The organism is Bradyrhizobium sp. LCT2, from assembly GCF_009931255.1.
Taxonomy (GTDB): Bacteria; Pseudomonadota; Alphaproteobacteria; order Rhizobiales; family Xanthobacteraceae; genus Bradyrhizobium; species Bradyrhizobium diazoefficiens.
Genome location: NZ_CP034432.1, coordinates 2,806,963 through 2,832,994 on the forward strand (window position 1 = coordinate 2,806,963; position 26,032 = coordinate 2,832,994).

The 26,032-nt window shown below is 65.1% G+C and carries 15 protein-coding genes; 4 read left to right on the forward strand and 11 right to left on the reverse strand.

What is annotated here, in order from left to right:
- The 5 genes from treZ to EI171_RS13805 are packed head-to-tail and all read right to left on the reverse strand — an operon-like array spanning nucleotide 1 to nucleotide 11,226.
- Nucleotides 1-1,752, reverse strand: a complete 1,752-nt coding sequence (gene treZ / locus EI171_RS13785) for a malto-oligosyltrehalose trehalohydrolase (RefSeq protein WP_161533604.1) — start codon at nucleotides 1,750-1,752, stop codon at nucleotides 1-3.
- Complete coding sequence (gene glgX / locus EI171_RS13790; protein WP_060908702.1) at nucleotides 1,749-3,827, reverse strand: glycogen debranching protein GlgX; 2,079 nt, start codon at nucleotides 3,825-3,827, stop codon at nucleotides 1,749-1,751. The genes treZ and glgX overlap by 4 nt, the downstream gene beginning before the upstream one ends.
- 3 nt (nucleotides 3,828-3,830) lie before the next feature.
- Entirely contained in the window at nucleotides 3,831-5,978 is a 2,148-nt protein-coding gene (glgB, locus tag EI171_RS13795; RefSeq protein WP_038965697.1) for a 1,4-alpha-glucan branching protein GlgB, read from the reverse strand.
- Complete coding sequence (gene treS, locus EI171_RS13800; protein WP_011089506.1) at nucleotides 5,971-9,267, reverse strand: maltose alpha-D-glucosyltransferase; 3,297 nt, start codon at nucleotides 9,265-9,267, stop codon at nucleotides 5,971-5,973. The genes glgB and treS overlap by 8 nt, the downstream gene beginning before the upstream one ends.
- A 12-nt stretch (nucleotides 9,268-9,279) precedes the next feature.
- Nucleotides 9,280-11,226: a maltotransferase domain-containing protein gene (locus tag EI171_RS13805; protein ID WP_161533605.1), complete on the reverse strand. Its 1,947-nt coding sequence runs from the start codon at nucleotides 11,224-11,226 to the stop codon at nucleotides 9,280-9,282.
- Nucleotides 11,227-11,429: 203 nt separating this feature from the next.
- Between EI171_RS13805 and malQ the strand changes: the two genes are divergently transcribed.
- The gene (malQ, locus tag EI171_RS13810; protein ID WP_161533606.1) at nucleotides 11,430-13,391 is read left to right on the forward strand and encodes a 4-alpha-glucanotransferase; all 1,962 of its coding nucleotides are present in this window, start codon (nucleotides 11,430-11,432) and stop codon (nucleotides 13,389-13,391) included.
- Between the two features lie 29 nt (nucleotides 13,392-13,420).
- The gene (locus EI171_RS13815; protein ID WP_161533607.1) at nucleotides 13,421-15,226 is read left to right on the forward strand and encodes a glycoside hydrolase family 15 protein; all 1,806 of its coding nucleotides are present in this window, start codon (nucleotides 13,421-13,423) and stop codon (nucleotides 15,224-15,226) included.
- 82 nt (nucleotides 15,227-15,308) lie between these two features.
- Here EI171_RS13815 and EI171_RS13820 read toward each other — a convergent pair whose 3' ends face one another.
- From EI171_RS13820 to EI171_RS13845, 6 genes are read right to left on the reverse strand one after another with little or no spacing between them, the layout of a single operon-like run.
- Nucleotides 15,309-16,121 (reverse strand): HAD family hydrolase, encoded by an 813-nt coding sequence (locus tag EI171_RS13820; RefSeq protein WP_161533608.1) that lies wholly within the window; start codon nucleotides 16,119-16,121, stop codon nucleotides 15,309-15,311.
- Complete coding sequence (locus EI171_RS13825) at nucleotides 16,118-16,660, reverse strand: gluconokinase (RefSeq protein WP_011089501.1); 543 nt, start codon at nucleotides 16,658-16,660, stop codon at nucleotides 16,118-16,120. Before EI171_RS13825 ends, EI171_RS13820 begins: the two co-directional genes overlap by 4 nt.
- On the reverse strand, nucleotides 16,647-17,396 hold the full coding sequence (pgl, locus tag EI171_RS13830; RefSeq protein ID WP_028174545.1) for a 6-phosphogluconolactonase: 750 nt from the start codon (nucleotides 17,394-17,396) through the stop codon (nucleotides 16,647-16,649). The genes EI171_RS13825 and pgl overlap by 14 nt, the downstream gene beginning before the upstream one ends.
- Entirely contained in the window at nucleotides 17,396-18,907 is a 1,512-nt protein-coding gene (gene zwf, locus EI171_RS13835) for a glucose-6-phosphate dehydrogenase (protein WP_011089499.1), read from the reverse strand. The genes pgl and zwf overlap by 1 nt, the downstream gene beginning before the upstream one ends.
- A gap of 40 nt (nucleotides 18,908-18,947) precedes the next feature.
- Complete coding sequence (gnd, locus tag EI171_RS13840) at nucleotides 18,948-19,946, reverse strand: phosphogluconate dehydrogenase (NAD(+)-dependent, decarboxylating) (protein WP_011089498.1); 999 nt, start codon at nucleotides 19,944-19,946, stop codon at nucleotides 18,948-18,950.
- Nucleotides 19,947-19,959: 13 nt separating this feature from the next.
- Complete coding sequence (locus EI171_RS13845; protein ID WP_161533609.1) at nucleotides 19,960-22,809, reverse strand: bifunctional transaldolase/phosoglucose isomerase; 2,850 nt, start codon at nucleotides 22,807-22,809, stop codon at nucleotides 19,960-19,962.
- 290 nt (nucleotides 22,810-23,099) lie between these two features.
- Between EI171_RS13845 and EI171_RS13850 the strand changes: the two genes are divergently transcribed.
- The gene (locus EI171_RS13850; RefSeq protein ID WP_161533610.1) at nucleotides 23,100-23,783 is read left to right on the forward strand and encodes an STM3941 family protein; all 684 of its coding nucleotides are present in this window, start codon (nucleotides 23,100-23,102) and stop codon (nucleotides 23,781-23,783) included.
- A gap of 298 nt (nucleotides 23,784-24,081) precedes the next feature.
- Nucleotides 24,082-26,025, forward strand: a complete 1,944-nt coding sequence (locus EI171_RS13855; protein WP_011089495.1) for a PrkA family serine protein kinase — start codon at nucleotides 24,082-24,084, stop codon at nucleotides 26,023-26,025.
- Nucleotides 26,026-26,032: the final 7 nt, after the last annotated feature.

The window sequence follows — 26,032 nt, forward strand, 5'->3', positions numbered from 1 at the left end:
TCAACCTCCGAGGCGCCAGACCACCGACCAGGGCGGAAGGCGATCGCCGGCCGCGCCGCCCCAGATCGGCGTGCCCGCATTGTCAGTGGAAATGATCTCGTGATCCGAGAGATTGGCGACGAGGCGCAGCGTCGTGCCGTCGCCCATGCGCCAATGCGCGCGGAGCAAGCCGCTATCGGTCGCCTCGGCGTCGCCGAAGCGCGCGCCTTTCAGCCGCGGCATGATCTCCTTGCGGCGGAGCGCGAGCAGGTCACGCACCAGAGCCAGCCGCGCATCCTGCTCCGGCGTGCGGCCGCCCCAATCGAGCACGGCCGATTGCAGTGTTGCCGGATCGAGCGGGTCGGGCACCTCGTCGCCGTATTTCTCATAGGCCCAGGCATATTCCTGCCTGCGTCCCTTGCGCACGGCGTCGGCCAGCCCGCCCTGGAAGTCGCAAAAGAACGGGAAGGGGACCTTCGAGCCCCATTCCTCGCCCTGAAACAGCATCGGCACCATCGGCGCCAGCAGCGTGACTGCGAGCGCGGCTTCGATCTGCCGCGGCGATGCCAGGCTTTCGAGCCGCTCGCCGAGCGGACGGTTGCCGATCTGGTCGTGGTTTTGCAGGAAGTTGACGAAGGTCGCCGGCGGCAGCTCGCGGCTCGGCTCGCCGCGCGGCTTCTTGCCCCAGAACTCCGAGATCTCGCCCTGGTAGACGAAGCCCGAGGCGAGCGCGCGTGCGAGATCCATGCGCGGTGTCTGGTAGTCGGCATAGTAGCCGGCGAGCTCGCCGGTCAGCATCACATGCCAGACGTGGTGATAGTCGTCGTTCCACTGCGCGCGATATTTGCCGTTCGGCGGCTCCTGCGCGGCGTCAAGCAGGCTGGCGCGATTGTCGCCGTTCTCCAGCACCAGATGGATGTGCCGCCCCGTGGCCTTGGCAAGCTCGCCGGCGGCGACGCTGAGGTCTTGCAGCATCGACTGCTCGCCGGGCAGCGCCATGATGTGGTTGGCGGCATCGAGTCGCAGTCCGTCGAAGCGATAATCGCTGAGCCAGGACAGTGCGTTCTCGACCGCAAAGGCTCGCACCTGCGGCACGCGATAGTCGATGGCGCTGCCCCAGGGCGTGTGCGTGTCGGTGAAGAAGCTCGGCGCATAGCGTCCGAGGTAGTTCCCTTCGGGGCCGAAATGATTGTAGACGACGTCGAGAAACACCATCAACCCGCGCAAATGCGCCTCGTCGATCAGCGTCTTCAGGTCCTCGGGCCGACCGTAAGCGCTGTCGGGCGCATACCACAGCACGCCGTCATAGCCCCAGCCGCGGCGGCCGGCGAAATCCGCCAGCGGCATCAACTCCAGCGCGGTGATGCCGGTCGCGGCGAGATGATCGAGCTTGTCGATCATGGCGCGGTAAGTACCTTCCGCTGTGAAGGTGCCGACATGGCTCTCGATCAGCACCGTCTCTTCCCAGGGACGGCCGCGCCAGTCGCGCGCGCGCCAGGCGAAGGCGTCGTGATCGATCACCTCGCTCGGGCCGAACACGTCCTCGGGCTGGAAGGCGGAGGCCGGATCGGGCACGTCGATCTCGTCATCGATCCTGAACTTGTAGGGACTGCCGGTGGTCAGGCCGGCGATCTCGGCCACATACCAGCCGTCCTGCCGGCGCTGCATCGCGTGCCTTCGGTCGAGCAGGAGATCGACCCGTCGCGCGCCGGGCGCCCACAGGCGGAACGACACGCCCTCCTTCGTCGGCCTCGCGCCGAAGGACGGCCTCATAGCGCCCCCGCGAAGGCGAGCACGGAGCGCGGCGGCGCCTTGCTGTCGCTTCCAGGCTGGAAGTCGATCGTGTTCAGCTTGGCATCGGTCGTGTTGAGGATCTGCTGCCAGCTCTTGTATTCGGTCATCTTGGGCAATTTGAATGCGATCTCTTCGGGAGCGGCGTTCAGGACGATAAAGATCGCGGCCCCGCCCGGTTCCATCGGCCCCATCACATAGGAGAGGAACCGCCCTTCCGGGAATTTCCAGTCGTTCTCCGTCATCTCTTCTCCGGCAGGCGTCAGCCACAGCGCGCCGTAGGAGAGGCCGTCTTTGGGGCGTCCGTCGAGCCAGCGATGGCTGCGAAGCTGCGAGAAGCGGCGGCGGATGTCGGCGAGACCGGCGACGAAATCGACCATGTCGTCGCCGTCCTTGCCGAGATTGCCCCAGCCGACCCAGCCGACCTCGTTGTCCTGGCAATAGGCGTTGTTGTTGCCGGATTGCGAATTACCGACCTCGTCGCCGGCGAGAAGCAGGGGAACGCCCTGCGCCAGCATCAGGCAGGCCAGCACGTTCTTGCGAAGCTGGCGGCGCAGACCGAGAATCCCGGGATCGTCGGTCGGCCCTTCGACGCCGCAATTGTTGCTGTGGTTGTCGTTGGAGCCGTCGCGATTGTCCTCGCCATTGGCCTCGTTGTGCTTCTCGTTGTAGCTGAACAGGTCGGCCAGCGTGAAGCCATCATGCACGGTGATGTGGTTGATGCTGGCGCGCGGCCGACGTCCGTCGTGGTTGAACAGGTCGGACGATGCCGTCATGCGGCTGGAGATGTCGCCGATCAGGCTGCCTTCGCCGCTCCAGTAGCGGCGCATGGCGCTGCGATAGCGATCATTCCACTCCGACCATTGCGAGGGGAACGCCCCGACCTGGTAGCCGCCAAGCCCGAGGTCCCACGGCTCGGCGACGAGCTTGACGGCGGCCAGCACCGGATCCTGCCGGATCGCGGTCAGGAGCGAGCTGCCGCGATCAAAACCGTTGGGCCCGCGCGCGAGGGTCGTGGCGAGGTCGAAGCGGAAGCCGTCGACATGACAGACCTCGACCCAGTAGCGCAGGGAATCCATCACCATCTGCAGCACGCGCGGATGGGTGAGGTTCACCGACGAGCCGCAGCCGGTGAAATCGTCGTAATAGCGCGGGTTCTCGCGGTTCAGCCAGTAATAGGAGGCGTTGTCGATGCCGCGGTAGCACAGCGTCGGGCCGAGGTGGTTGCCTTCGGCGGTGTGGTTGTAGACGACGTCGAGCATCACCTCGATGCCGGCATCGTGCAGGCGCGCGACCGTGGTGCGGAAGGAATCGAGCGCGTTGTCCTGGGCGTAGCGCGGCTCGGGCGCGAAGAAGGACAGCGTGTTGTAGCCCCAGTAATTGGCGAGCTTCTTCTCGACCAATATGCGGTCGTCGACGAAACTGTGGATCGGCAGCAGCTCGATCGTGGTGACGCCAAGCTTCTTCAGATGCTCGATCATCGCCGGCGATGACAGGCCGCCATAGGTGCCGCGCAAGTTCGGCGGGACGTCGTCGCGCTTCTGCGTCAGCCCCTTGACGTGGGCCTCGTAGATGATCGTGTCTTCCCAGGCGACGTTGGGGCGGATCTCGCGCCGGCCCCAGTTGAAGGTCTCGTCGACCACGACGGCCTTGGGCATGCCGCGCGCATTGTCGCGCCGGTCGAAGGACAGGTCCTCGCGCGGTGAGCCGGTGCGGTAGGCGAAATGCGCATCGCTCCAGACCAGTCGTCCGGAGAGCCGCTTGGCATAGGGATCGAGCAGCAGCTTGTTGGCGTTGAAGCGGTGGCCGTGCTCGGGCTCGTAGGGGCCGTGCACGCGATAGCCATAGAGCTGGCCCGGCGAGACGTCGTTGAGATAGCCGTGCCAGACGTCCTCGGTCCGTTCCGGCAATTCGACGCGCTCGAGCTCGCGGCGGCCTTGCGTGTCGAACAGGCAGAGCTCGACCTTCTGCGCGTTGGCCGAGAACAGCGCGAAGTTGGTGCCGCGTCCGTCCCAGCTTGCGCCGAGGCGTGCGGGCGATCCGGCAGTCAGGCGCATCGGTCAGCTTTCCGGAACGAGGAAGATCGCGGCGAGCGGCGGAATGGTGAGGCGGAGCTCGGGCGTCTTGCCGTCGACGGCATGAACCTCGCCGATGTTCCCGACATTGCTGCCGCCATAATGGGCGGAGTCCGAGTTGAGCACCTCTTTCCACTTGCCGGCAAAGGGCACGCGAACGCGATAGTTGCGATAGACGTTGGGGGAGAAGTTGACGATCACCAGGCAGCGCGCGTGCTCGTCGAGCCCCTTGCGCAGCCAGGCGAACACGTTGCGATTGGCGTCGTCGGTAATGAGCCATTCGAAACCGGCCTGGTCGCAGTCCATCTGGTGCAGCGCCGGCACCGCGCGATAGAGCCGGTTGAGGTCGCGGATCAGCGCCTGGATGCCCGAGTGATATTTGTATTCGAGCAGGTGCCAGTCGAGCGACTGGTCGTGATTCCATTCGCGGCTTTGCGCGATCTCGGCGCCCATGAACAAGAGCTTCTTGCCGGGATGGCCGAACATGAAGCTGTAATAGGCACGCAGGTTCGCGAAGCGCTGCCATTCGTCGCCGGGCATGCGGCCCAGGATCGAGCGCTTGCCGTGCACGACCTCGTCATGCGACAGCGGCAGGATGAAATTTTCCGAGAAGGCATAGTGCAGGCCGAACAGGATCTCGCCGTGATGATGCTTGCGGTGAATCGGATCCTTGCTGATGTAGTTCAGCGTGTCGTGCATCCAGCCCATGTTCCACTTGTAGCCGAAGCCGAGCCCGCCGAATTCGACCGGGCGCGAGACTTGCGGCCACGCCGTGGATTCTTCCGCCGCCGTGGTTGCCTGCGGAAAGCGGGCGAACAGTTCGGTGTTGAAGCGGCGCAGGAACGCGATCGCCTCGATGTTCTCCCGTCCGCCATACTGGTTCGGAATCCAGGCGCCGGGCGGGCGGCTGTAGTCGAGATAGAGCATCGATGCGACGGCATCGACGCGCAGGCCGTCGATCGCGTAGCGCTCCAGCCAGAACAGCGCGTTCGACACCAGGAAGTTCGTCACTTCGGTGCGGCCGTAATTGTAGATCAGCGTGCCCCAGTCGAGATGCCGGCCCTGCAGCGGGTTGGCGTGCTCGTACAGCGAGGTGCCGTCGAAGCTGCCGAGCCCGTGCGGATCGTCCGGGAAATGGCCGGGCACCCAGTCGAGCAGCACGCCGACGCCTTCGCGGTGGCAGGCGTCGACCAGTGCGGCAAAATCCTCCGGCGTGCCGAACCGGCTGGTCGGTGCATAGAGGCCGGTCGGCTGATAGCCCCAGGAGCCGTCGAACGGGTGCTCGCTGACGGGGAGGAATTCGAGATGGGTAAACCCCATGTCGCGGGCATAGGCCGGCAGCTGCTCGGCCAGCTCGCGGTAGGTGAGCCATTCATTGTCGCCCTTGCGCCGCCACGAGCCGAGATGGACCTCGTAGATCGACATCGGCGCCGACAGCGCATTGATGCCGTCAGGCGCCGGGCGCGGCCGCGGCAGGTGCGCCTCGTCGAACACGATGGAGGCCGTCTTCGGACGCACCTCGCTCGCGAACGCCATCGGATCGGATTTCAGCGGCAGCTGATGGCCGTGTGGCCCGACGATGTCGAACTTGTAGTGATCGCCCCGCTTGGCGTGCGGGATGAACAATTCCCAATAGCCGCTGCCGCGCACCCGCATCGGATGGCGCCGCGAATCCCAGAAATTGAAATCGCCGACCACGGACACGCGCCGCGCATTCGGCGCCAGCACCACGAAGCCGATGCCGTCGACGCCGTCGAGCGTCATCGGATGCGCGCCGAGCTTGTCATAGAGGCGCTGATGGGTGCCTTCGCCGAGCAGATAGAGGTCGAAATCGGTCAGGATCGGCGGAAAGCGGTAGGCGTCCTCGAACTCGACGATGCTGTCGCCGAATTTGGCGCGTAGCTGGTAATGCTTCGAGCCGTTCGGCAAGGCGCCGACGAACAGGCCTGCGTCGTGGACGCGGTCGAGCCGGGCGACCTCGCCGTGCTCGCCAACCGCCTCGACATTGGAGGCCTCGGGCAGAAAGGCGCGCACCACGCTCTTGCCGCCCTCGGGATGCAGCCCGAGATAGTGGAAGGGGTCGGCGTGGCGGCCCTCGATGATCGCGTAGGCCTCGGCAGGTAGTTTAGGCATGGGCTTCGCTCTCGGCATTGGACAGAATGCGAAGCAGTCCGGTCAGCGGCGCATGGAGCCCCTCAGGCCGGTGGGACAGCTCGTACTCTACTTCGTCGAACGCTTGATCAAGCAGGAAAAACCTTAACAGGCCTTCCGCGGATTGCGGATCTTCCGGCCACAGCCGCCGATCGGTCATGGCCTCGCGATAGGCGGACAGGAAGGTCGTGGTGGCGCGCTCGCGCCATTCACTGAGCGCGGCTACAAGCCGGCTCTGCTCGTCAGTGCCTCCTGACAGGGCCCGGCCAAGCGCCACGTTCACCGAAAGATCGATCGAGCGGATCAGACCGGCGACGTCGCGCGCGGCAGGCAGCTTGCGCCGCTTGTCGGCCAGCGGCAGACGCGGATCGCCGTCGAAGTCGATGATGCAGATATCGTCCTTCACGATCAGAATTTGCCCGAGGCGGAAGTCGCCATGATGACGGATGTTCAACCCGTCGATGTCGGATGGCAAGAGCGCATTCAGGCGGTCGGGCAGGCTCGTGCGCAGCGCCGTGAGCTGGTCGATCAGCGGCCGGTCCGCTTCCCGCAGGCCGTCGCGGCTGTCGGCCAGTCGCTCGAAAACCCGCCCGGCGCGTGCCTTGAGGTCGGAGACCCAGTGCCTGATGTGGGCGGAGCCGATCGGCTCCGGAGCGAGATCGTCAGGCCTTGCCGCGGCCAGAGCGACATGCAGCTCGGCGAGGCGCCGGCCGATCTGCATGACGAAGTGCAGGTAGGGCGACTGCTCCTGGGTCTCGCGCGGCGCTTCGCCCGCCGACAAGACGCGCTGCTCGTCGATATAGCGGTCGAGATAGCCCGTGGTCACCGCCCAGCCGTCGCCCTGGTTCTCGACATAGGCATGCAGCACGCCGAGTGTGCTGCGCTGATCGCCCTCGACCAGCTCGACGCTGCCGAGCAGCGCCGGCGTATTGGCAAAGCGGGCGACTTCCGTGAGGTAGTGGCCGATCTCGATCTCGGGATTGGTGCCTCCTTCGAGCTGGCGATAGATCTTGGCGACGTACTGGTTGTCGACCAGCGCGGTGCTGTTCGACTGCTCGATCGCGCGGATGCGTCCGGGCTCCTTGATGGTGTAGTCGGCAAACCGGCTGGTCGCCTTGAACTCCAGCCGCAGATTGTTCTCTTCCACCACCAGGTTCTGCGACAGGTTGCGCAGGAACAAGCCGATGAAGATCTGGTCGGTCGCGACGTCGAGCAGCGTACCTTCGCGCGCGCCCTGGCGCACGGCGGCGAGCGCCTTCGGGTTGAAGCGCTCGCGGTCGAAGCGCACCCATTCGATCTGCATCGGCAGCACGTAGCGGGTCGCAACGGCGTCCTGTTGCGCCGCCTCGAAGAACGCGATCCAGGGCCGGTTGTCGCCGATGTCGCAGAACGGCACCGCCGAGGTCAGCGTCGGCTTGATGTGCTTGGGATCGTGCTCGGGATACCAGCGTGTCCGCGACAGGAATCCCGGCAGCACATCGTGCTCGAACACGCCGCGCTCGCGCGCCAGCGACACCCAGGTCGAGTTGACCGGCACCACCAGCGTTTCGAATTCCGGCACCGCGCGCGGCGTCACCGGCTCGGACTTGTCGCGCTCCATGAGATGGAACCAGTAGAAGCCGTACGGCCCCAGCGTGATCATGTAGGGCAGCTCGCCGATCGGCGGGAAGCGGGTGCGGCCGAGCATCTCCTGCGGGATGCGGTCCTTCCACGGCGACAGGTCGAGCTCGGTCGCCTGCGCCGCCCGCGAGAGGTTGGCAACGCAGAGGATCACCTCGTCGTGGTACTGCCGGACATAGGCCAGCACGGCGCGGTTGGCCGGGCGGATGAAGGTCATGGTGCCGCGGCCGAAGGCGAGCGTCGACTTGCGCACCGAGATCAGCCGCTTGGTGGCGCTGAGCAGCGAGGACAGGCTGCGCGATTGCGCCTCCACGTTCACCGATTCATAGCCGTAGACCGGATCCATGATCAGCGGCGCGTAGAGACGGGCCGGGTCGCAGCGCGAGAAGCCGCCGTTGCGGTCCGGGCTCCACTGCATCGGCGTGCGCACGCCGTTGCGGTCGCCGAGATAGATGTTGTCGCCCATCCCGATCTCGTCGCCGTAATAGATGATCGGCGTACCGGGGAACGACAGCAAGAGCGAGTTCATCAGCTCGATCTTGCGGCGGTCGTTGTCCATCAGCGGCGCGAGGCGCCGGCGGATGCCGACATTGATGCGGGCGCGCGGGTCGTTGGCGTAGGTGGTCCAGAGATAGTCGCGCTCGACGTCGGTGACCATTTCCAGCGTCAGCTCGTCGTGGTTGCGCAGGAACAGCGCCCATTGGCAGCTTGCCGGAATGTCCGGCGTCTGGCGCAGGATGTCGGTGATCGGGAAGCGGTCCTCCTGCGCGATCGCCATGTAGATGCGCGGCATCAGCGGGAAGTGGTAGGCCATGTGGCACTCGTCGCCACGGCCGAAATATTCCTGCACGTCCTCCGGCCATTGATTGGCCTCGGCCAGCAGCAGCTTGCCCTTGGAGTAGGAATCCAGCTCCTGGCGCAGACGCTTGATGATCGCATGCGTCTCGGGGAGGTTCTCGTTCGAAGTGCCCTCGCGCTCGCAGAGATAGGGAATGGCATCCAGCCGGAAGCCGTCGACGCCGGCGTCCAGCCAGCGCTTCATCACCTGGATGAGGGCGCTGACCACGCGCGGATTGTCGAAATTGAGGTCCGGCTGGTGCGAGAAGAAGCGGTGCCAGTAGAAGGCGCCGGCCTCGTGATCCCAGGTCCAGTTCGACTTTTCCGTGTCGGTGAAGATGATGCGCGTGCCCTGGTATTTCTGGTCGGTGTCACTCCAGACGTACCAGTTGCGGGCGCTCGAGCCCGGATGGCTGCGGCGCGCACGCTTGAACCATTTGTGCTGGTCCGAGGTGTGGTTGACGACAAGCTCGGTGATGACGCGCAAGCCGCGCTTCTGCGCCTCCTGGATGAAGCGCTTGAAGTCCTTCATCGTCCCGAAATCGGGATTGACCGAGCCGTAGTCCGCGATGTCGTAGCCGTCGTCGCGCCCGGGCGAGGGATAGAACGGCAGCAGCCACAGCGCGGTGACGCCGAGCTCCTGGAGATAGGGCAGCTTCTCGGTCAGGCCGGCGAAGTCCCCGATGCCGTCATTGTTGCTGTCCGCAAACGCCTTGACGTGCAGCTGGTAGATGATGGCGTCCTTGTACCAGAGCTCATCCACGACCTCGGCAGCCTCAATCTTCTTGGTATCGACGGAAGACAGAACATTCATGGCGTTAAGCCTTTACGCCAGGCAGCGGAACAGCAGCGCCGGATCGCGGTCGGGATCGATACGCAACCTGATCCCGCCCCATTCGATGCGGGACTGTTCGCCGGTGAGGAGATTTTCGAGTGCGGTGACGTGGCGGCGCTGGCCGCCGGCGTCGATGGTGAGGTCGCCGAGCGGCAACCAGAATTCGCGCGCATCGCGCGTGAGGGCGATGGCGGCGACGACGGCGTTGGCCGGATCGGTCGCCTCTTTCACGAAGCTGATCGTCTCGCCGTCCTCGATGCCGAGAAACCGCAAATTCGCCGTCTGCTGGAGTGCCGCATTGTCGTTGCGGATGCGGTTGAGAGCGGCGATGTAGGGCTTGATGTTGCCCGGCTTGTCCCAGTCGCGCTGCTTGATCTGGTACTTCTCGGAATCGAGATATTCCTCGCGGCCGGGGATGGCTTCGTGTTCGAGCAATTCGAAGCCGCTATAGATCCCGTAATTGCCCGACAGCGTCGCGGCCAGCGCGAGCCGCGACTTGAAGGCCCAGGCTTCGCCGCTCTGGAGATGAAAGGGCAACAGGTCCGGCGTGTTCACGAACAGGTTCGGGCGATAGAAGTCGCGCTCGGGATAACGCGTCAGCTCGCCGAGATATTGCTCCACCTCCCACTTCGACGTGCGCCAGGGAAAATAGGTGAAGGACTGCGCGAAGCCGAGCTTGGCGAGGCCCTTCATCAGCTTCGGCCGTGCAAACGTCTTCGAGAACAGGATCACCTCGGGATGCCGGCGGCGGATGTCGCGGATCAGCCACTCCCAGAACGGAAGCGGCGCGGTATCGTGATTGTCGATGGCGAAGATGGTGACACCATGGTCGATCCAGAACAACATCGCGTCGCGGAACGCATTCCACAGCCCGGCCCGGTCGACGGAGGCGAAATCGGGGATGACGATGTCCGAATAGGGGCCATCAGCCGTCCGCACCGAGCGGTCCGGCCGCCATTTGAACCATTCCGGATGCTGCGTCAGCCAGGGATGGTCCGGCGAGCATTGCACGGCGAAATCGAGCGCGAGCTCGAGGCCGTATTCCAGGCAGGTCGCAACCAGCGCGCGGAAATCCTCGATGGTGCCGAGCTCGGGATGCAGTGCATCGTGTCCGCCCTCGGCGGTGCCGATCGCATAGGGCGAGCCGGGTTCGCCTGCGGTCGCCACCGGCGCATTGTTGCGGCCCTTGCGCCTGTTATGCCCGATCGGGTGGACCGGCGTGAAGTAGAGCACGTCGAAGCCCATCGCGGCGATATCGGGCACGCGCGCGATGCAGTCGCGCAGCGTGCCGTGCCGGCCGGGGATCCGGCCCTGGCTGCGCGGCATCATCTGATACCAGGCGCCAAAGCGCGCCTTGTCGCGGTCGGCGATCAGCGGGAAGAGCGGCGAGCGCGTGAGGTCGGGCCGCGACTGGCTCTCGGCCATGGCGCTGCCGAGCTCGGTTGAGAGCAGCGGGGTGACATCGCCGGTCTGAAGATAGTCCTCGCATTGTCTGACGATCACCGCCGCGGCGTCCTGCCGCGCGCCATGCGCCTTGGTCAGGAGCCCGGCGCCCTCGATGGCGTCGAGGCTGACATCGGCGCCGGACAGCCGCTTGCGCGCGACCGCGTGAGACCAGGTCGCGAACTCGTCGGTCCAGGCCTCGATCGCGTAGAGATATTGGCCGGGCTCGACGGGCGTGAACGCGCCGGACCAACGGTCATTGCCGTGATGGATCATCGGCTCGCTCCGCCATTCCCGGTCCTGCTCGCGTCGCCAGATCAGCGCGGCGCCGACCACGGCCTCGCCGTCGCGGTAGATGTCGGCCCACACCTCGACGCACTCGCCCGCGATCCGCTTCACGGCGAAACGGCCGCCGTCGATCAAGGGATAGACGTCTTCGATGAGGAAAGCGCTGCCGGCTGCGGCACTTTCGACAGTTTGAATTGTCTTGTTCACGGTGATGCCATTGACAAGAAAGCAGGGCCCGTTTCCCTTGTCGGGAACCTACGCTTGATACCTATATAGAAAGCCGCTTGTGTGTCATTAGTTCCGCCTGGGAACGGCAGGCCCGTTTTTGAGTTACCCCTGACTAACGTCTTCCGCCACCTCGTTAAAATCCCTGCCCCCGGCCACACAATGGCCTGCAAGCTGCGTGCCGAATGGATCTTTTAGCTCAAGCCCAGATCAAGGGTGTTCAGTCCGAATTCGTGGACGCCCTCGGAAAGCTGCGGGTCACCGATCCCGTGGCCCTCAAATCCATCCTCGACGCCCTGCCGGAGAAGCGGGTTTATCGCTTCGTCAGCGGGCCCGTGGTGGTTCGCGCCCTGGGACATCCGCGGACGGAATTGGCGGCCACCGGCGCGCCGCCGCTGCAATGGAAAATCGCCGGCAACGGCAACGTGATCGCGCAAGGCGAGACGCGCGAGCCTGTCATCGCCTGGCCCGCCGGCCTGCCGCTCGGCTACCACCGCTTGACGCTGACCGATGCCGAAGGCGTGACCGAAGAGGTGCCGATGATCGTGGCGCCCGAGCGCGCCTTCGGCGGCGATTTCGACCGCGGCTGGCTGCTCGCCGTGCAGCTCTACGGCGTCCGCTCGGAGCGCAACTGGGGCATCGGCGATTTCACCGACCTTGCCGATCTCGTCCGGCTCGCAAAACAGCTCGGGGCCGACGGCGTCGGCCTCAATCCGCTGCACGTGTTGTTCGACGACCACCCGGCCGATTGCAGCCCCTATTCGCCGAACAGCCGACTGTTTCTCAATCCGCTCTACATCGACGTCGAGGCGATCCCGGAATTTTCCGCGGACCTCGTCCCCGATGCGGCCGCGACCGCCGCGCGGCTGCGCGAAGGCGACCGTGTCCCCTATGCCGACATGGCGGCGCTGAAATGGCTGGCCTTGCGCGCTGCCTTTAACAGCTTCGTGCGGAGCGCGAGCGGCGTCCGCCGCAATCAGTTCGACGCCTTCCGCGCGGACCGCGCGCCGCTGCTGTCCCGCTTCGCCTGCTTCGAGGTGCTGCGGCATCGCTTCACCGGGCCGTGGTGGGAATGGCCCCCCGAGTGGCGGCAGCCCGACGAGACAAAATGCGCCCAGCTGCGCAACGGCCCTGACAAGCGCGAGGTCGAGTTCGTCGAATTCGTGCAATGGACCGCCGATAGCCAGTTGCATGCGGCCAAAGAGCTGGCCGGCCAGCTCGGCATGCGGGTCGGGCTTTATCTCGACGTTGCCGTTGGCGTGCAGTCCAACGGCTTCGATGCCTGGAACGAGCAGACGGCGATCTCGCGCCATCTCGCCGTCGGCGCGCCGCCCGACGTGCTCAACACGGTCGGCCAGGACTGGGGTCTTGCCGGCTTCAACGCCGGCGGCCTGGAGGCGCAATCCTTCGTGCCGTTCGCCGACATGCTGGCCGCCTCGATGCGCCATGCCGGCGCCATCCGGATCGATCACGTGCTCGGGCTGAAGCGGCTCTATCTCGTGCCGCGCGGCTTCAAGCCCGACAACGGCGCCTATGTGCAGATGCCGTTCGAGGCGCTGCTGGGCGCCGTGGCGCGCGAGAGCGCGGCCCATAAGTGCATCGTGATCGGCGAAGACCTCGGCACGGTGCCGGAAGGTTTTCGCGAGACCATGCAGGATTTCGGCATCTGGTCCTACCTCGTCATGATGTTCGAGCGCGACGATGCCGGCCACTTCCGCAACATCGACTATTACCGGCCGAACGCGCTGGTGACGCTGAACACGCACGACCTCTGCACCTATGCGGGTTGGCGCTCCTTCAGCGATCTCAAGATGAAGCTGTCGCTCGGGCTCGATCCCGGCGAGGACGACAAGGCCCGCTGGCATGCGCTCGGCATGCTCGATGAGATCCTGCGCCAGAACGGCATCAACGCCAACGATCTCTATTCGGTGCTCGCCTTCCTGTCGCGCACGCCCTCGCGGCTGCTCGCGGTGTCGCTGGAGGATCTGCTCGGCGTGATCGACCAGCCCAACATTCCCGGCACGATCGACGAGCATCCGAACTGGCGGCAGCGCCTGCCTGTCACGCTCGACAAGATCGCCTCGAAGGTCGATCTCACGGCCTTGAGAGCGGCGACGCGGGAACGTTCGTTGCTCGGCGGGAGTTAATCCGCCGGGGTTTTTAGGCTCGCACGACATTGTCTCAGAGGATCGAGGACTATGCGCTGATCGGCGACTGCGAGACCGCGGCGCTGGTCGGGCGCAACGGCTCGATCGACTGGTTGTGCTGGCCCGCCTTCGATTCCGACGCCTGCTTTGCCGCAATCCTCGGCACGCGCAAGAACGGCCGCTGGCAGATCGCGCCGGCCGGGGACGTCACCACGACGTCACGCCGCTATCTCGGCGATACCCTCATCCTCGAAACGCAGTTTGAGACGAGGAGCGGCATTGTCGCCTTGATCGACTTCATGCCGCCGCGCGGCAAGGCGTCCGACGTCGTGCGGCTGGTGCGCGGCGTCAGCGGCACGGTGAAGCTGCGGATGGAGCTCGTGATCCGCTTCGGTTTCGGCGTCGATATTCCCTGGGTACGCCGCTGCAGGGACGGTTCGCTGCTGGCGGTCGCCGGCCAGGACATGACCGTGCTGCGCACGCCGGTCGGGACCCGCGGCGAGGACCTGACGACGGTTGCCGAATTCGAGGTGAAGGCCGGCGAGACCGTGCCGTTCGTGCTGACCTATGGCCCCTCGCACCTCGATCCGCCCGAGCCGATCGACCCGGAGATCGCGCTCCAGGAGACCGAAAGATTCTGGAAGGACTGGTGCAGCCGCTGCACGCGGGACGGCGAGTATCACGATCTCATCATGCGCTCACTGATCACGCTGAAGGCGCTGACCTTCGGCCCGACCGGCGGCATCGTCGCGGCGCCCACGACCTCGCTGCCCGAGAAGCTCGGCGGCAGCAGGAACTGGGACTACCGCTTCTGCTGGCTGCGCGATGCCACCTTCACGCTGCTGGCGCTGATGAACTCGGGTTATACCGAGGAGGCCTTGGCCTGGCACAATTGGCTCTTGCGCGCCGCCGCCGGCTCGCCGGCGAACATGCAGATCATGTACGGCATCTGGGGCCAGCGGCGCCTGCTGGAATGGGAGGCGGGCTGGCTCGACGGTTATGAGGGCGCCCAGCCGGTCCGCGTCGGCAATGCCGCGCATGCACAGCTGCAGCTCGACGTCTATGGCGAACTGATCGACGCCTTCCACCAGACGCGCATGGCCAGGCTCAAGCTCAATGACGAAGCGACCTGGGCGCTGGAATGCGCGGTGCTCAATCATCTCGCCGAGGTCTGGGACCAGCCCGACCACGGCATCTGGGAGCGGCGCGGCGAGCCGAAGCACTACGTCTTCTCCAAGGTGATGACCTGGGTCGCCTTCGACCGCGGCATCAAGAGCGCCGAGACCTTTGGCTTCAGGGCGCCGCTGCTGCACTGGCGCGCGCTGCGCGAGGCCATTCACCGCGACGTCTGCAACAATGGCTTCGACGCGGAGGAAAATGCCTTCGTCGAGTCCTACGGCTCAAAGCTGCTCGACGCCAGCGTGCTGCTGGTGCCGGCGGTCGGCTTCCTGCCGGCGGAGGACCCGCGCATCCGCGGCACCATCGCAGCCGTCGAAAAGCACCTGATGTGCGACGGCTTCGTGCTGCGGCACGATCCGCGCGAAGTGTCCGAGGAAAAGCAGCCGACCGAGGGCGCGTTCCTGGCCTGCACCCTCTGGCTCGCCGATGCCTATGTGCTGTCGGGCGATCTCGACACGGCGCAGGTGCTGTTCGACCGCGTGGCCGCCCTTGCCAACGACGTCGGGCTATTGGCCGAGGAATACGATTCCGTGGCGGGCCGCCAGACCGGCAACTTCCCGCAGGCGCTGACCCACATCGCGCTGGTCAACACCGCGCATAATCTATCGGCGGCAAGGCAGGAGAGCGAGAAGCCCGCGATGCAGCGGTCGAAGTAGATCGGCGCGGCAGGTTCTTCACCTCTCCCCGCTGGGGAGAGGTGGGTACCCAGCGGCAGGCGATAGTTGAGGCCATCAAGCCCTAGCCGACCCCGTTCCGCTTCAAGATCATCTCCATCGCCTCGGCAAAGCCGTCCTGCTCGTTGGTGGCGGTGACGTGGGTGGCCTGGTCCTTGACGTCGTCGGTGGCGTTGCCCATGGCGATCGAGGTGCCGCTGACGCGGAACATCGCGAGGTCGTTCTGCATGTCGCCGATGGTCGCGACCGCGTCGGTCGAGATGTCGAGGCGCTTGGCCATCGCCTCGACGAAGGTGCCCTTGTCGAAGCCGGGCGGGGTGATGTCGAGATAATAGGTCTGCGAGCGCACCGCGGTCGCCTCGCTGCCGAGCGCCTCCTGCATCGCCTTCTCGCAAGCGGCGAGTCCGGCGGCGTCGGCGCTGGCGCCGACGATCTTGCAGGCGCTCGCAAGGTACGGCGAGAAATCCGTCACGATGGTCGGATCGGAGCGGATGGTGTGCTGCTCATGGGCAACGTATTTACCGCCAGGGTTGTCGATCAGCCATTTGTCGGTGGTGAACAGCCAGATGTCGGCGCGGAACTCCCGGAGGATCTGCAAGGACCGCTCGACCGCGCCTGCGGGGATGAGGTGCTGTTCGACCGGCTTCATCTCGGGATCGACGATCGAGGAGCCGTTGAACGGGCCGACCGGCAGCCACAGCGCCAGCGGCTCGATCAGGAAGCGCATGCCGATGGCGGGGCGGCTGGAGGTGATGGTGAAGCCGATGCCGGCCTGGTGCAGCCGCTGCACCGCGGACCTCGCACGTTCCGTCAGCGTCTTGTCCTTGGTCAGCAGCGTGCCGTCGACGTCGGAGACCACGAGTGAGATTGGCGTCATGGCAGAACCTTGGGTATTGCGCCGCCCAGTTTCAATTGCCGCACGACGCCGTCCACGATCGCCTCGACGGTTTCGTCGATCGAGACGGTGACGACGTGCTCGCTCGCCTCCGGGGCTTCCAGCGTGTTGAACTGGCTCGTCAGCAGCCCTGGCGGCATGAAGTGGCCCTTGCGGTGCGCGAGGCGTTCGGCGATCAGCTCCTTCGTGCCCTTCAGGAAGACGAAGCGGACGTCGTCGCGCCCCCGCAGCAGTACGTCACGATAGGTGTGCTTCAGCGCCGAGCAGGCGATGATGACGTGCTTGCCGCTCTTGCAGACCCGTTCGATCTCGTCGGCGATGGCGTTGAGCCAGGGCCAGCGGTCCTCGTCGGTGAGGGGATGGCCGGCCTTCATCTTCTCGACATTGCTGGCGGGATGAAAGCTGTCGCCGTCCTCGAAGCGCCAGCCGAGCCGCTCGCCCAGCGCCTCCGCAACCGTGCTCTTGCCCGAACCCGACACGCCCATCACGATCAACGCACAAGGTGCTTCAACGCGGCCCACGAATTTCCTCCGGAAGCGCGGCCTGGTCGACCAGCCAGACGGTCTCACCATTCGAGCGCGCGCGTACAGCCGGCAGAGTCTCGCCATTGAGGAGGCGCGTCAAGATCGGCTGCTTGTCATGTCCCGCAATCTCGAACAGCATTTCGCGGCAGGACGCAAGGACGGGCAGGGTGAGGGAGACCCGCGGCACGAAGGGGGCCACATTGGCCTTGGGCACCCCGACGACCCAACGCTTGCTCTCCTCGATCTCGGGATAGCCGGGAAACAGCGAGGCGGTGTGGCCGTCCGGGCCGGCGCCCATCAAGACCAGGTCGAACAGTGGCCGGGCCGGATCGAGGCTTTCCGAACCGTAGAAGGCCTGCAGCTCGCGCGCATAGGCGGCGGCGCCTTGATCCGGGTTCTCAGTCGCGGTCGGGATCGGGTGGACATGGCCGGAGGGCGCATTGCGGTCGAGAAAGGTCGCGCGCGCGACCGCCATGTTGTTGAGGGGATCGTTCTCAGCCACGAAGCGCTCGTCGCCGATGAACCAGTGCACGCGATCCCACGGGATTTTTCCACGCCAGGAATCGCCGCCGAGCAGTTGATAGAGCTTTTTCGGGCTCGAGCCGCCGGTCAGGCAGATCGCGATACGCCCCGGATTGGCGCCAATCCGCGCCATCACCCGTTCCGCCGCGGCCTGCGCAAGGGCCTCGGCGTCGGCCGCGACAATCAGCTTCGGCTTGCCGGCCGCCGCCATCACGAAAACTTCCGCCAGCTTCGTCCGTCGCGCCGGAGCAGCTCGTCCGCGCAGGCGGGGCCGTCGCTGCCGGCTTCATAGGTCTCGATGCCGTTGGTGCCCTCGCTCTTCCAGGCGTCCAGGAACGGCTGCACCGCCTGCCATCCGGCCTCGATGCCGTCGGCGCGCTGGAACAGTATGTTGTCGCCGATCATGCAGTCGTAGATCAGCGTCTCGTAGCCGGTCGAGGGATCGACGCGGAAATAGTCGCCATAGCGGAACTTCATCTCGACGCCGTCGATGGTGATGCTCGGGCCCGGAATCTTGGCGTTGAACTGAAGCTCGATGGTCTCGGTCGGCGCGATGCCGATGGTAAGGAAGTTCTGCGACAGGCGGTCGACGTCCGTGCCCGAAAACATCGACAGCGGCGCCTGCTTGAACTTGATCGCGACTTCGGTGCGCTTGTGACCCAGCGCCTTGCCGGTGCGCAAGTAGAAGGGGACGCCGGCCCAGCGCCAATTGTCGATCATCAGCTTGAGCGCGACAAAGGTCTCGGTGGTGCTGCCGGGCTTGACGTCCTCGGTCTTGCGATAGTCCGTGATCTCCTCGTCGCCGATGCGGCCGGCGAGATATTGCGCGCGCACTGAATTCTTCAGCGCCTCTTCCCGGCTGGGCTGCTGGATCGAGGTGAGCACGTCGGCCTTCTCGGAGCGCACGGAATGCGCGTCGAAGCGGGCGGGGGGCTCCATCGCGACCAGCGACATCAGCTGGAACAGATGGTTCGGTACCATGTCGCGCAGCGCGCCGGTGGCGTCGTAGAAGCCGCCGCGATGGCCGACGCCGAGCTTCTCTTCCACCGTGATCTGGATGTGGTCGATGTGGTTGCGATTCCAGATCGGCTCGAACATGCCGTTGGCAAAGCGCAGCACCAAAATGTTCTGCACCGTCTCCTTGCCGAGATAGTGATCGATCCGGTAGATCTGGTGCTCGTCCATGATCTTCAGGAGCTCGGCGTTCAGCGCGCGTGCCGAGGCGAGATCGGTGCCGAACGGCTTTTCGATCACGAGGCGTCGCCAGGCGCCGTTCTCCTCCATCATGCCGGTGCGGCCGAGCTCGCGCGCGGTCGGCGCGAACGCGGCGGGCGGCGTTGCCAGATAGAACAGCCGGTTGCCGCCGGTGTCCTGCGCGCATTCCAGCGAATCCAGATGCTCGCGCAAGCGGTCGAAGGACGGCGAGTCCTTCGGGTCGGCCTCGACGAAGGTCAGGCATTGCAGCAGCTTCTGGGCGATATCGTCGTCCACGGGTCGCGTCGCGAACTGGCGCAGGCCCTTCAACAGGCTGCTGCGCAGCTCGTCATCCGATTGGCCCTTGCGGGCCACGCCGACGACACAGAACTTTTCCGGTAACAGGTGCTCGGCCGCGAGATTGTAGAGCGAGGGCATCACAAGGCGATGAGTAAGGTCTCCGGTCACGCCAAAGATGACGAAGGCGCAATTTTCCGGCTTGCGCTTGGCTTGCGGGTCTTTTGTCACGAATGATCGGCCTTCGCTCTGTTACTTGATACTTCGCCTTTTATTTGGGCTTCGAAGCGCCCGGCTGCTTCGGCTCCTTGTGGCCGCCGAAACCCGCGCGCATCGCGGAGAGAATTTTTTCGGCGAAGGTGTGTTCCTTGCGGGAACGGAAACGTGTGTAGAGCGCCGCGGTCAGAACTTCGGCCGGCACCGCTTCGTCGATCGCCGCATTCACGGTCCAGCGGCCTTCGCCGGAATCTTCGACGAAGCCGGAATATTCCGCCAATGCCGGGCTGTCGGCGAGCGCCGTCGAGGTGAGATCGAGCAGCCAGGACGGGATCACGCTGCCGCGCCGCCAGACTTCTGCGATGTCGGCGAGATCGAAATCGTAGCGATGGTCCGCCGGCAAGGCATCGATGTTGGCGTTCTTGAGGATGTCGAACCCTTCGGCATAGGCCTGCATCAGGCCGTATTCGATGCCGTTGTGGATCATCTTGACGAAGTGGCCGGCGCCGACGGGGCCGGCGTGGATATAGCCCTGCTCGATGCGGGGATCGCGCCCCTCACGTCCTTCCGTGCGCGGAATGTCGCCGGCGCCGGGCGCGAGCGCGGCGAAGATCGGATCGAGCCGGTCGACCACCTGTTTCTCGCCGCCGATCATCATGCAATAGCCGCGGTCGAGACCCCAGACGCCGCCGGAGGTGCCAACGTCGACATAGTGGATGCCGCGTGCCTTCAGCGCCTTGCCGCGGCGGACGTCGTCCTGCCAGAAGGTGTTGCCGCCGTCGATGATGACGTCGCCTTCCTGCATCACGCCCGCGATCGTGTCGATCGTCGTCTCGGTGATGCGCCCCGCAGGCAGCATCACCCAGGCCGTTCGCGGCCGCTCCAGCTTTGCGACGAACTCCTCCAGCGTCGCCGAGCCTACCGCGCCGTCTGCGGCAAGGCCGGCGACGGCCTTGGCGTCCTTGTCATAGACCACGGTCGAATGGCCGTGGCGCATCAGCCGGCGAACGATGTTGCCGCCCATCCGGCCGAGGCCGATCATGCCGAGTTGCATCTGAGAGATTCCCTTAATTCAGCGCGTCGTTAAGCGCCGCGTTGAGCGCCGCGAGACCCTTCTTGAGTCCGCCCTTCAGGTGGACGCGCAATGCGCGCCGCCCGCGCTCGGTGAGCACATCGAAATCGCCGCGCGCCTGCGCCGCCTTGATCACGCCGAAGCTGGCCTTCTGGCCCGGCACGGCCAGGTCCTTGGCGTCGTCAGCGGTGATCTGGAGGAACACGCCGCTGTCGGGCCCGCCCTTGTAGGCCTGTCCCGTCGAGTGCAGGAAGCGCGGTCCGAACTCGGCGCAGGTCGCGACATGGCGCTTCTCGCGCACCTCGAGCCGCATCGCCTGAAGCGCGTCGATGGTGGCCTTGTCGCGCGCGATGTAGCCAAGCAGGGCGACATAATCGCCATGGCCCGAGCGCGAGAGATGCGCCTTCAGCCAGGAAGTGAGGTCGCCGTTGGCGCCGGCGGCGCGCAGTGCCGTGGCGTTGGCCTCGTCGGTATAGAGATCGGCCTCGTCGGTGCTGACCACCGGCTGCTCCGCCGGCAGCGCGCCGGTCTTCTCGAACGACGCGGTGAGCTCGCGGGTCTTGATCTTGGCCGCTTCCACGTCCGGCTGGTCGAACGGGTTGATGCCGAGGATGCTGCCTGCCACCGCCGTCGCCATCTCGAAGCGGAAGAACTCCTGACCGAGATGGTCGATCGACTTCATGACGATGCGCACGACGGGATGGCCGGCCGCTTCGATCGCGGCAAGCTTCGAATCATGGGCGGCGTCCGCCTCGCCCTCGGTGCGGATGTCGATGAAGAAGCGGTCGTTGCCGTAAGCCGCGGCTTCGCCCAGCGGCTCGCCGTCGATCGGGATCAGGCCCTTGCCCTCCTTGCCGGTCGATTCCGCGATCAGCTGCTCGGCCCAGGCGCCGAAATCGGTGATCTTCTTCGACGACAGGATCGTCACCTTGTCGCGGCCTTCGAGGCCGGCGAGGCCCATGGCAAGGCCGAGCTGCACGCCGGGATTCTCGCTTGGCGGCACGTCCGGTCCGCAGGAGCGGGCCATCGCGAGCGCATGCTTGACGAAGGTCTTGACGTCGATGCCCGCGGTCGCCGCCGGCACGAGGCCGAACGGCGAGAGCACCGAATAGCGGCCGCCGATCGAGGGCTCGCCGTGGAAGATACGGGCGTAGTTCAGCGTCTTGGCCGACTTCTCCAGCGACGAGCCGGGATCGGTCACCGCGATGAAGCGGTGGCCGGTCTTCACCTTGGGGCCGACCGCCTGCGCGACGCGGTCGTGGAAATAGTCCTTCATCGCGTTCGGCTCGGTGGTGCCGCCGGACTTACTGGACACAATGAACACGGTGTTGGCGATGTCGATCTTCGCTTCCATCGCCCGCACCTGGGCGGGATCCGTGGAATCGAGCACATGCAGCTTCGGAAAGCCTGACTTTCGCGCAAAGGTCTCGGCCAGCACCTCGGGTCCGAGGCTCGATCCGCCCATGCCGAGCACGACGGCATCGGAGAATTTCTGGCCCTTCACGCGGCTCGCATAGTCCTCGTAGTCGGCGACGTCCGCCTTGGCGGCGCTGTCGAGCCAGCCGAGCCATTTGTCCTCGTCGGCCCCGGTCCAGACCGATTTGTCACGCTGCCACAGCCTGCGGATCTTGGCCGACGCGCGCCATTCCTCGGTGCTCTTCGCCACCGCCTTGCCGAGCCCGTCGCCGAGCGACAACTGCTGGCGGTCGAGCGCGGGCCCGAGCACGGTTGCGCGCTTGTGCGCAACGGCGCCGTAGAGCTTGTCGGCGGCGTCGGCGAACAGCTTGACGCCGTCCTTGACCAGCTCTTCGGTGATCGCGTCGAGCGAGACGCCGGAGCGCTCCAGCTCTTCCAGCACGCGCCTTGCGTCGTCGATGTTCTCTTCCAGGCTGTCGCGCGGCTTGCCGTGGTCGCGGAACGCATCCAGCGTCGCCGGCGGCACGGTATTGATGGTGTCGGGGCCGATCAGCTCCTCGACATAGAGGACGTCGCTGTAATCCTTGTTCTTGGTGCCGGTCGAGGCCCACAGCATGCGCTGCGGCTTGGCGCCCTTGGCGGCGAGCCTCTCCCAGCGGGAACCGGAGAACAGGCGCTTGTAATCCTGGTAGGCGACCTTGGCGTTGGCGATGGCGACCTTGCCCTTCAGCGCGGCCAGCCGTTCCTTCTCGCTGGGGTCGTTGGCGCGCGCGATCTTCTCGTCGAGCTGCTTGTCGACCACCGAGTCGATCCGGCTGACGAAGAAGCTCGCGACGCTCGCGACATGCGACGGATCGCCGCCGCCTGCGACGTATTTCTCGAGGCCGGCGAGATAGGCCTCCGCGACCTGGAGGTAGACGTCCCTGGAGAACAGCAGCGTGATGTTGATGCTGATGCCCTCGCCGATGAGCGTCTCGATCGCCGGCAGGCCTTCCGGCGTCGCCGGCACCTTCACCATCAGGTTCTTGCGGTTGACGTCCTTCCAGAGCCGCCGTGCCTCGGCGACCGTCCCGGCGGTGTCCATCGCAAGATAGGGCGAGACCTCCAGGCTGACATAGCCGTCGCCCCCCTTGAGGCGGTCATAGACCGGGCGGAGCACGTCGGCGGCGTTCTGGATGTCCTCGACCGCGACGGCTTCGAACAGGTCGGCCACGCTCCGGTCGCCGCGCTTCAGCGCCTTGCCGATCGGGGCGTCGTACTCGTCCGAACTGCCGATCGCCTTCTCGAAGATCGACGGATTGGAGGTGACGCCCTTGACGCCGTCGGTGTCGATCAGCCGCTTGAGGTCGCCCTTGGCGATGAAGCCACGGGCCAGGAAGTCCAGCCAGACGGCTTGTCCGTGCTTTTCCAGTTCTTTGACGGGATTCATGATACTTATTTATCTCCAAGCCTGCGGGCGAGGGGTTTCCGCGCCGGTCCTGACGCGCTATCCTCTAGCTTACATGCTCCCGGGAGGGAACCAATCAAGGGAATAGGCGTCATACCCTCCAGTGTAACTCCGTCGCGATCATGGCGATCCAGGCGGTTGTGGTCGTGTTGCGTAAAAAGTCGCTGACCGGGGAGGTTCGGTCGAGGTCTCGTTGCGTAACGTCTGCCGGCCGCTGCACAGAGTGCATCGGCGGATTCCGATCCGCCTGATGCTTCATCGCCCGGTCGCGAATGGCCATGCTGGGGGAAGGCATGCACGCACATCCTGACGGCCCACCGCTCGCCGTCACCGACGGATCGCAATCAGTCGTGCCGGCCGTAGGTATCGACGCGGCCCACGATCTCGAAATCAACCCATGCACGACGTATCTGCGGCTGCTGGTCGCGGCGGGCTTTGCGATGACCCTGCTCAGCGCCGGCCTTGCCGTCGACTGGTGGGACGGCCTCGGCGACTACGACACGACGGTCGGCTATGCCGGCGTCGCGGTGTTCGGCCTGGTCACCAGCCGGCTGATCTGGATGCTCCCCGCCGAACGCGGGCCGGTGGTGATCGTCACCCCCTATGGCATCCGCGATCTCCGCATCGGCAATGAATTTCTGCTGTGGGAGTCGATTGCGGAGGTTTCGACCGAGGAGCGGCGCGGCCGCAAGGCGATCGTGCTGACGCCGACGCCGGGCTTGCAGCGGCAGCTCTCCTGTATCCGCGCCAACATCCAGTCGACGTCGCGCGGCGTGCAGGACGATCGCATCATCATACGCCCCGACGGACTGGCGACCGATTTTGACACATTGCTGCGCGCCTGCCGCGACTGTCATGCCGCCAGCGATTCACGCACCGCATTGCGGCGGGACCGCGATCAAGGCGCGGAAGGCTCGGGTTCGGTCTCACAAGGCTTGGCCGCACAAGCGTCATAAAGCTGCCGCCGGCTGACGGCTATGCTGCACCGCCGGATAGGCTGATCCCCGGTAACGCCCGGATGTTGCGGCCGAGTGACATTTGCTGGAAATGAGCGAAGATATACATAGATTCGCATAAATAACAGGCAGGTGCCTGTTCGTAACTCACCTGGTTGCCTACGTTGTGCGTTGCGTCGAGTCGGCCCCCGGGTGTCCAATGATCGTCATGTGCTCACGCTGATTCGAAACGGCCTGAGGAACGGTCCGGTAACTGCTTTCGTTTCAGCTTGTAGCGGAACTCACGCGGAGAGGGATCATGTACAACGATTCTCTATTCAACGCTTTCGCTCGGTCGTTCGAGGCGAGAAGCCAGCACGACATGTCGATGGCGGAATATCTGGAATCGTGTCGAAGCGATCCCATGAAATACGCGAACGCGGCCGAACGACTGCTAGCAGCGATCGGTGAACCCCAGACGATTGACACGGCCAAGGACCCACGCCTTGGCCGTATTTTTTTGAACCGCACCATCCGTACCTATCCGGCCTTCGCCGGCTTCTACGGCATGGAAGAAACCATCGAGCGCATCGTTGGTTTCTTCCGGCACGCGGCGCAGGGCCTGGAGGAGCGCAAGCAGATCCTCTATCTGCTCGGCCCCGTCGGCGGCGGCAAATCCTCGCTCGCCGAGCGGCTGAAGTCGCTGATGGAAGTGCATCCGATCTACGTGCTCAAGGCCGGCGACGAACTCTCGCCCGTGTTCGAGAGCCCGCTCAGCCTGTTCGATCCCGATCAGCTCGGGCCGATGCTGGAGGAGAAATACGGCATTCCGCGCCGGCGCCTCACCGGATTGATGAGCCCGTGGTGCTACAAGCGGCTTGAGGCCTTCGGCGGCGACATTTCCCAGTTCCGCGTCGCCAAGATCCAGCCGTCGCGGCTGCGCCAGATCGCGATTGCCAAGACCGAGCCCGGTGACGAGAACAACCAGGATATCTCCTCGCTGGTCGGCAAGGTCGACATCCGCAAGCTCGAGACCTACGCGCAGAACGACCCCGACGCCTACAGCTATTCCGGCGGTCTCAACCGCGCCAATCAGGGTATCCTCGAATTTGTCGAGATGTTCAAGGCGCCGATCAAGATGCTGCACCCGCTGCTCACGGCGACGCAGGAAGGCAACTACATCGGCACCGAGAACATCGGTGCGATCCCGTTCACCGGCATCATCCTCGCGCACTCCAACGAGGCGGAGTGGGCGAGCTTCAAGGCCAACAAGAACAACGAAGCCTTCATCGACCGCATCTGCGTGATCAAGGTGCCCTATGTCCTGCGGGTCACGGAAGAGCAGAAGATCTACGAGAAGCTGATCCAGGGCTCCGAGTTGGCGTCGGCGCCGTGTGCGCCGTCGACGCTGGAGACGATGGCGCGTTTCTCGGTGATGTCGCGCCTGCGCAAGCACGAGAATTCCACCGTGTTTGGCAAGATGCGGGTCTACGACGGCGAGAGCCTGAAGGAATCCGATCCGAAGGCGCGCAGCGTCCAGGAATATCGCGATGCCGCCGGCGTCGACGAGGGCATGGACGGCGTCTCCACGCGCTTTGCCTTCAAGATCCTGGCTGCGACGTTCAACCACGATCCGCAGGAGGTCGCCGCCGACGCCGTGCATCTGATGTACGCGCTGGAGCAGTCGATCAAGCGCGAGCAGCTGCCCGAGGAAGTCGAGAAACGGTACCTCGAATTCATCAAGGCGGACCTCGCGCCGCGCTATGCCGAGTTCATCGGAAACGAGATCCAGAAAGCCTATCTCGAATCCTACTCGGATTACGGCCAGAACCTGTTCGATCGCTACGTCGACTATGCCGATGCCTGGATCGAGGACCAGGACTTCAAGGATCCCGATACGGGACAGCTCCTGGATCGCGAATTGTTGAACCAGGAACTGACCAAAATCGAGAAGCCGGCGGGCATCGCCAACCCCAAGGACTTCCGCAACGAGGTGGTCAAATTCTCGTTACGGTCGCGGGCCCAGAACGGCGGCAAGAATCCGACCTGGACCTCCTACGAGAAGATTCGCGACGTGATCGAAAAGCGGATATTCTCCCAGGTCGAGGACCTGCTTCCGGTCATCTCCTTCGGGTCGAAGAAGGACGGCGAGACGGAGAAGAAGCACGGCGAGTTCGTCGCACGCATGGTGGAGCGCGGCTACACCGAGCGTCAGGTTCGCCGGCTCGTCGAATGGTATATGCGTGTGAAGCAGGCCGGTTGAGGCGGAT

Coding starts and splice junctions, on each gene's coding strand:
- EI171_RS13845 (WP_161533609.1), bottom strand. CDS start 22,809: ATGAATCCCGTCAAAGAACTGGAAAAGCACGGACAAGCCGTCTGGCTG.
- treS (WP_011089506.1), bottom strand. CDS start 9,267: ATGAATGTTCTGTCTTCCGTCGATACCAAGAAGATTGAGGCTGCCGAG.
- glgX (WP_060908702.1), bottom strand. CDS start 3,827: ATGCGCCTGACTGCCGGATCGCCCGCACGCCTCGGCGCAAGCTGGGAC.
- malQ (WP_161533606.1), top strand. CDS start 11,430: ATGGATCTTTTAGCTCAAGCCCAGATCAAGGGTGTTCAGTCCGAATTC.
- EI171_RS13820 (WP_161533608.1), bottom strand. CDS start 16,121: ATGACGCCAATCTCACTCGTGGTCTCCGACGTCGACGGCACGCTGCTG.
- pgl (WP_028174545.1), bottom strand. CDS start 17,396: ATGGCGGCGGCCGGCAAGCCGAAGCTGATTGTCGCGGCCGACGCCGAG.
- glgB (WP_038965697.1), bottom strand. CDS start 5,978: ATGCCTAAACTACCTGCCGAGGCCTACGCGATCATCGAGGGCCGCCAC.
- treZ (WP_161533604.1), bottom strand. CDS start 1,752: ATGAGGCCGTCCTTCGGCGCGAGGCCGACGAAGGAGGGCGTGTCGTTC.
- EI171_RS13850 (WP_161533610.1), top strand. CDS start 23,100: ATGGCCATGCTGGGGGAAGGCATGCACGCACATCCTGACGGCCCACCG.
- gnd (WP_011089498.1), bottom strand. CDS start 19,946: ATGCAACTCGGCATGATCGGCCTCGGCCGGATGGGCGGCAACATCGTT.
- EI171_RS13855 (WP_011089495.1), top strand. CDS start 24,082: ATGTACAACGATTCTCTATTCAACGCTTTCGCTCGGTCGTTCGAGGCG.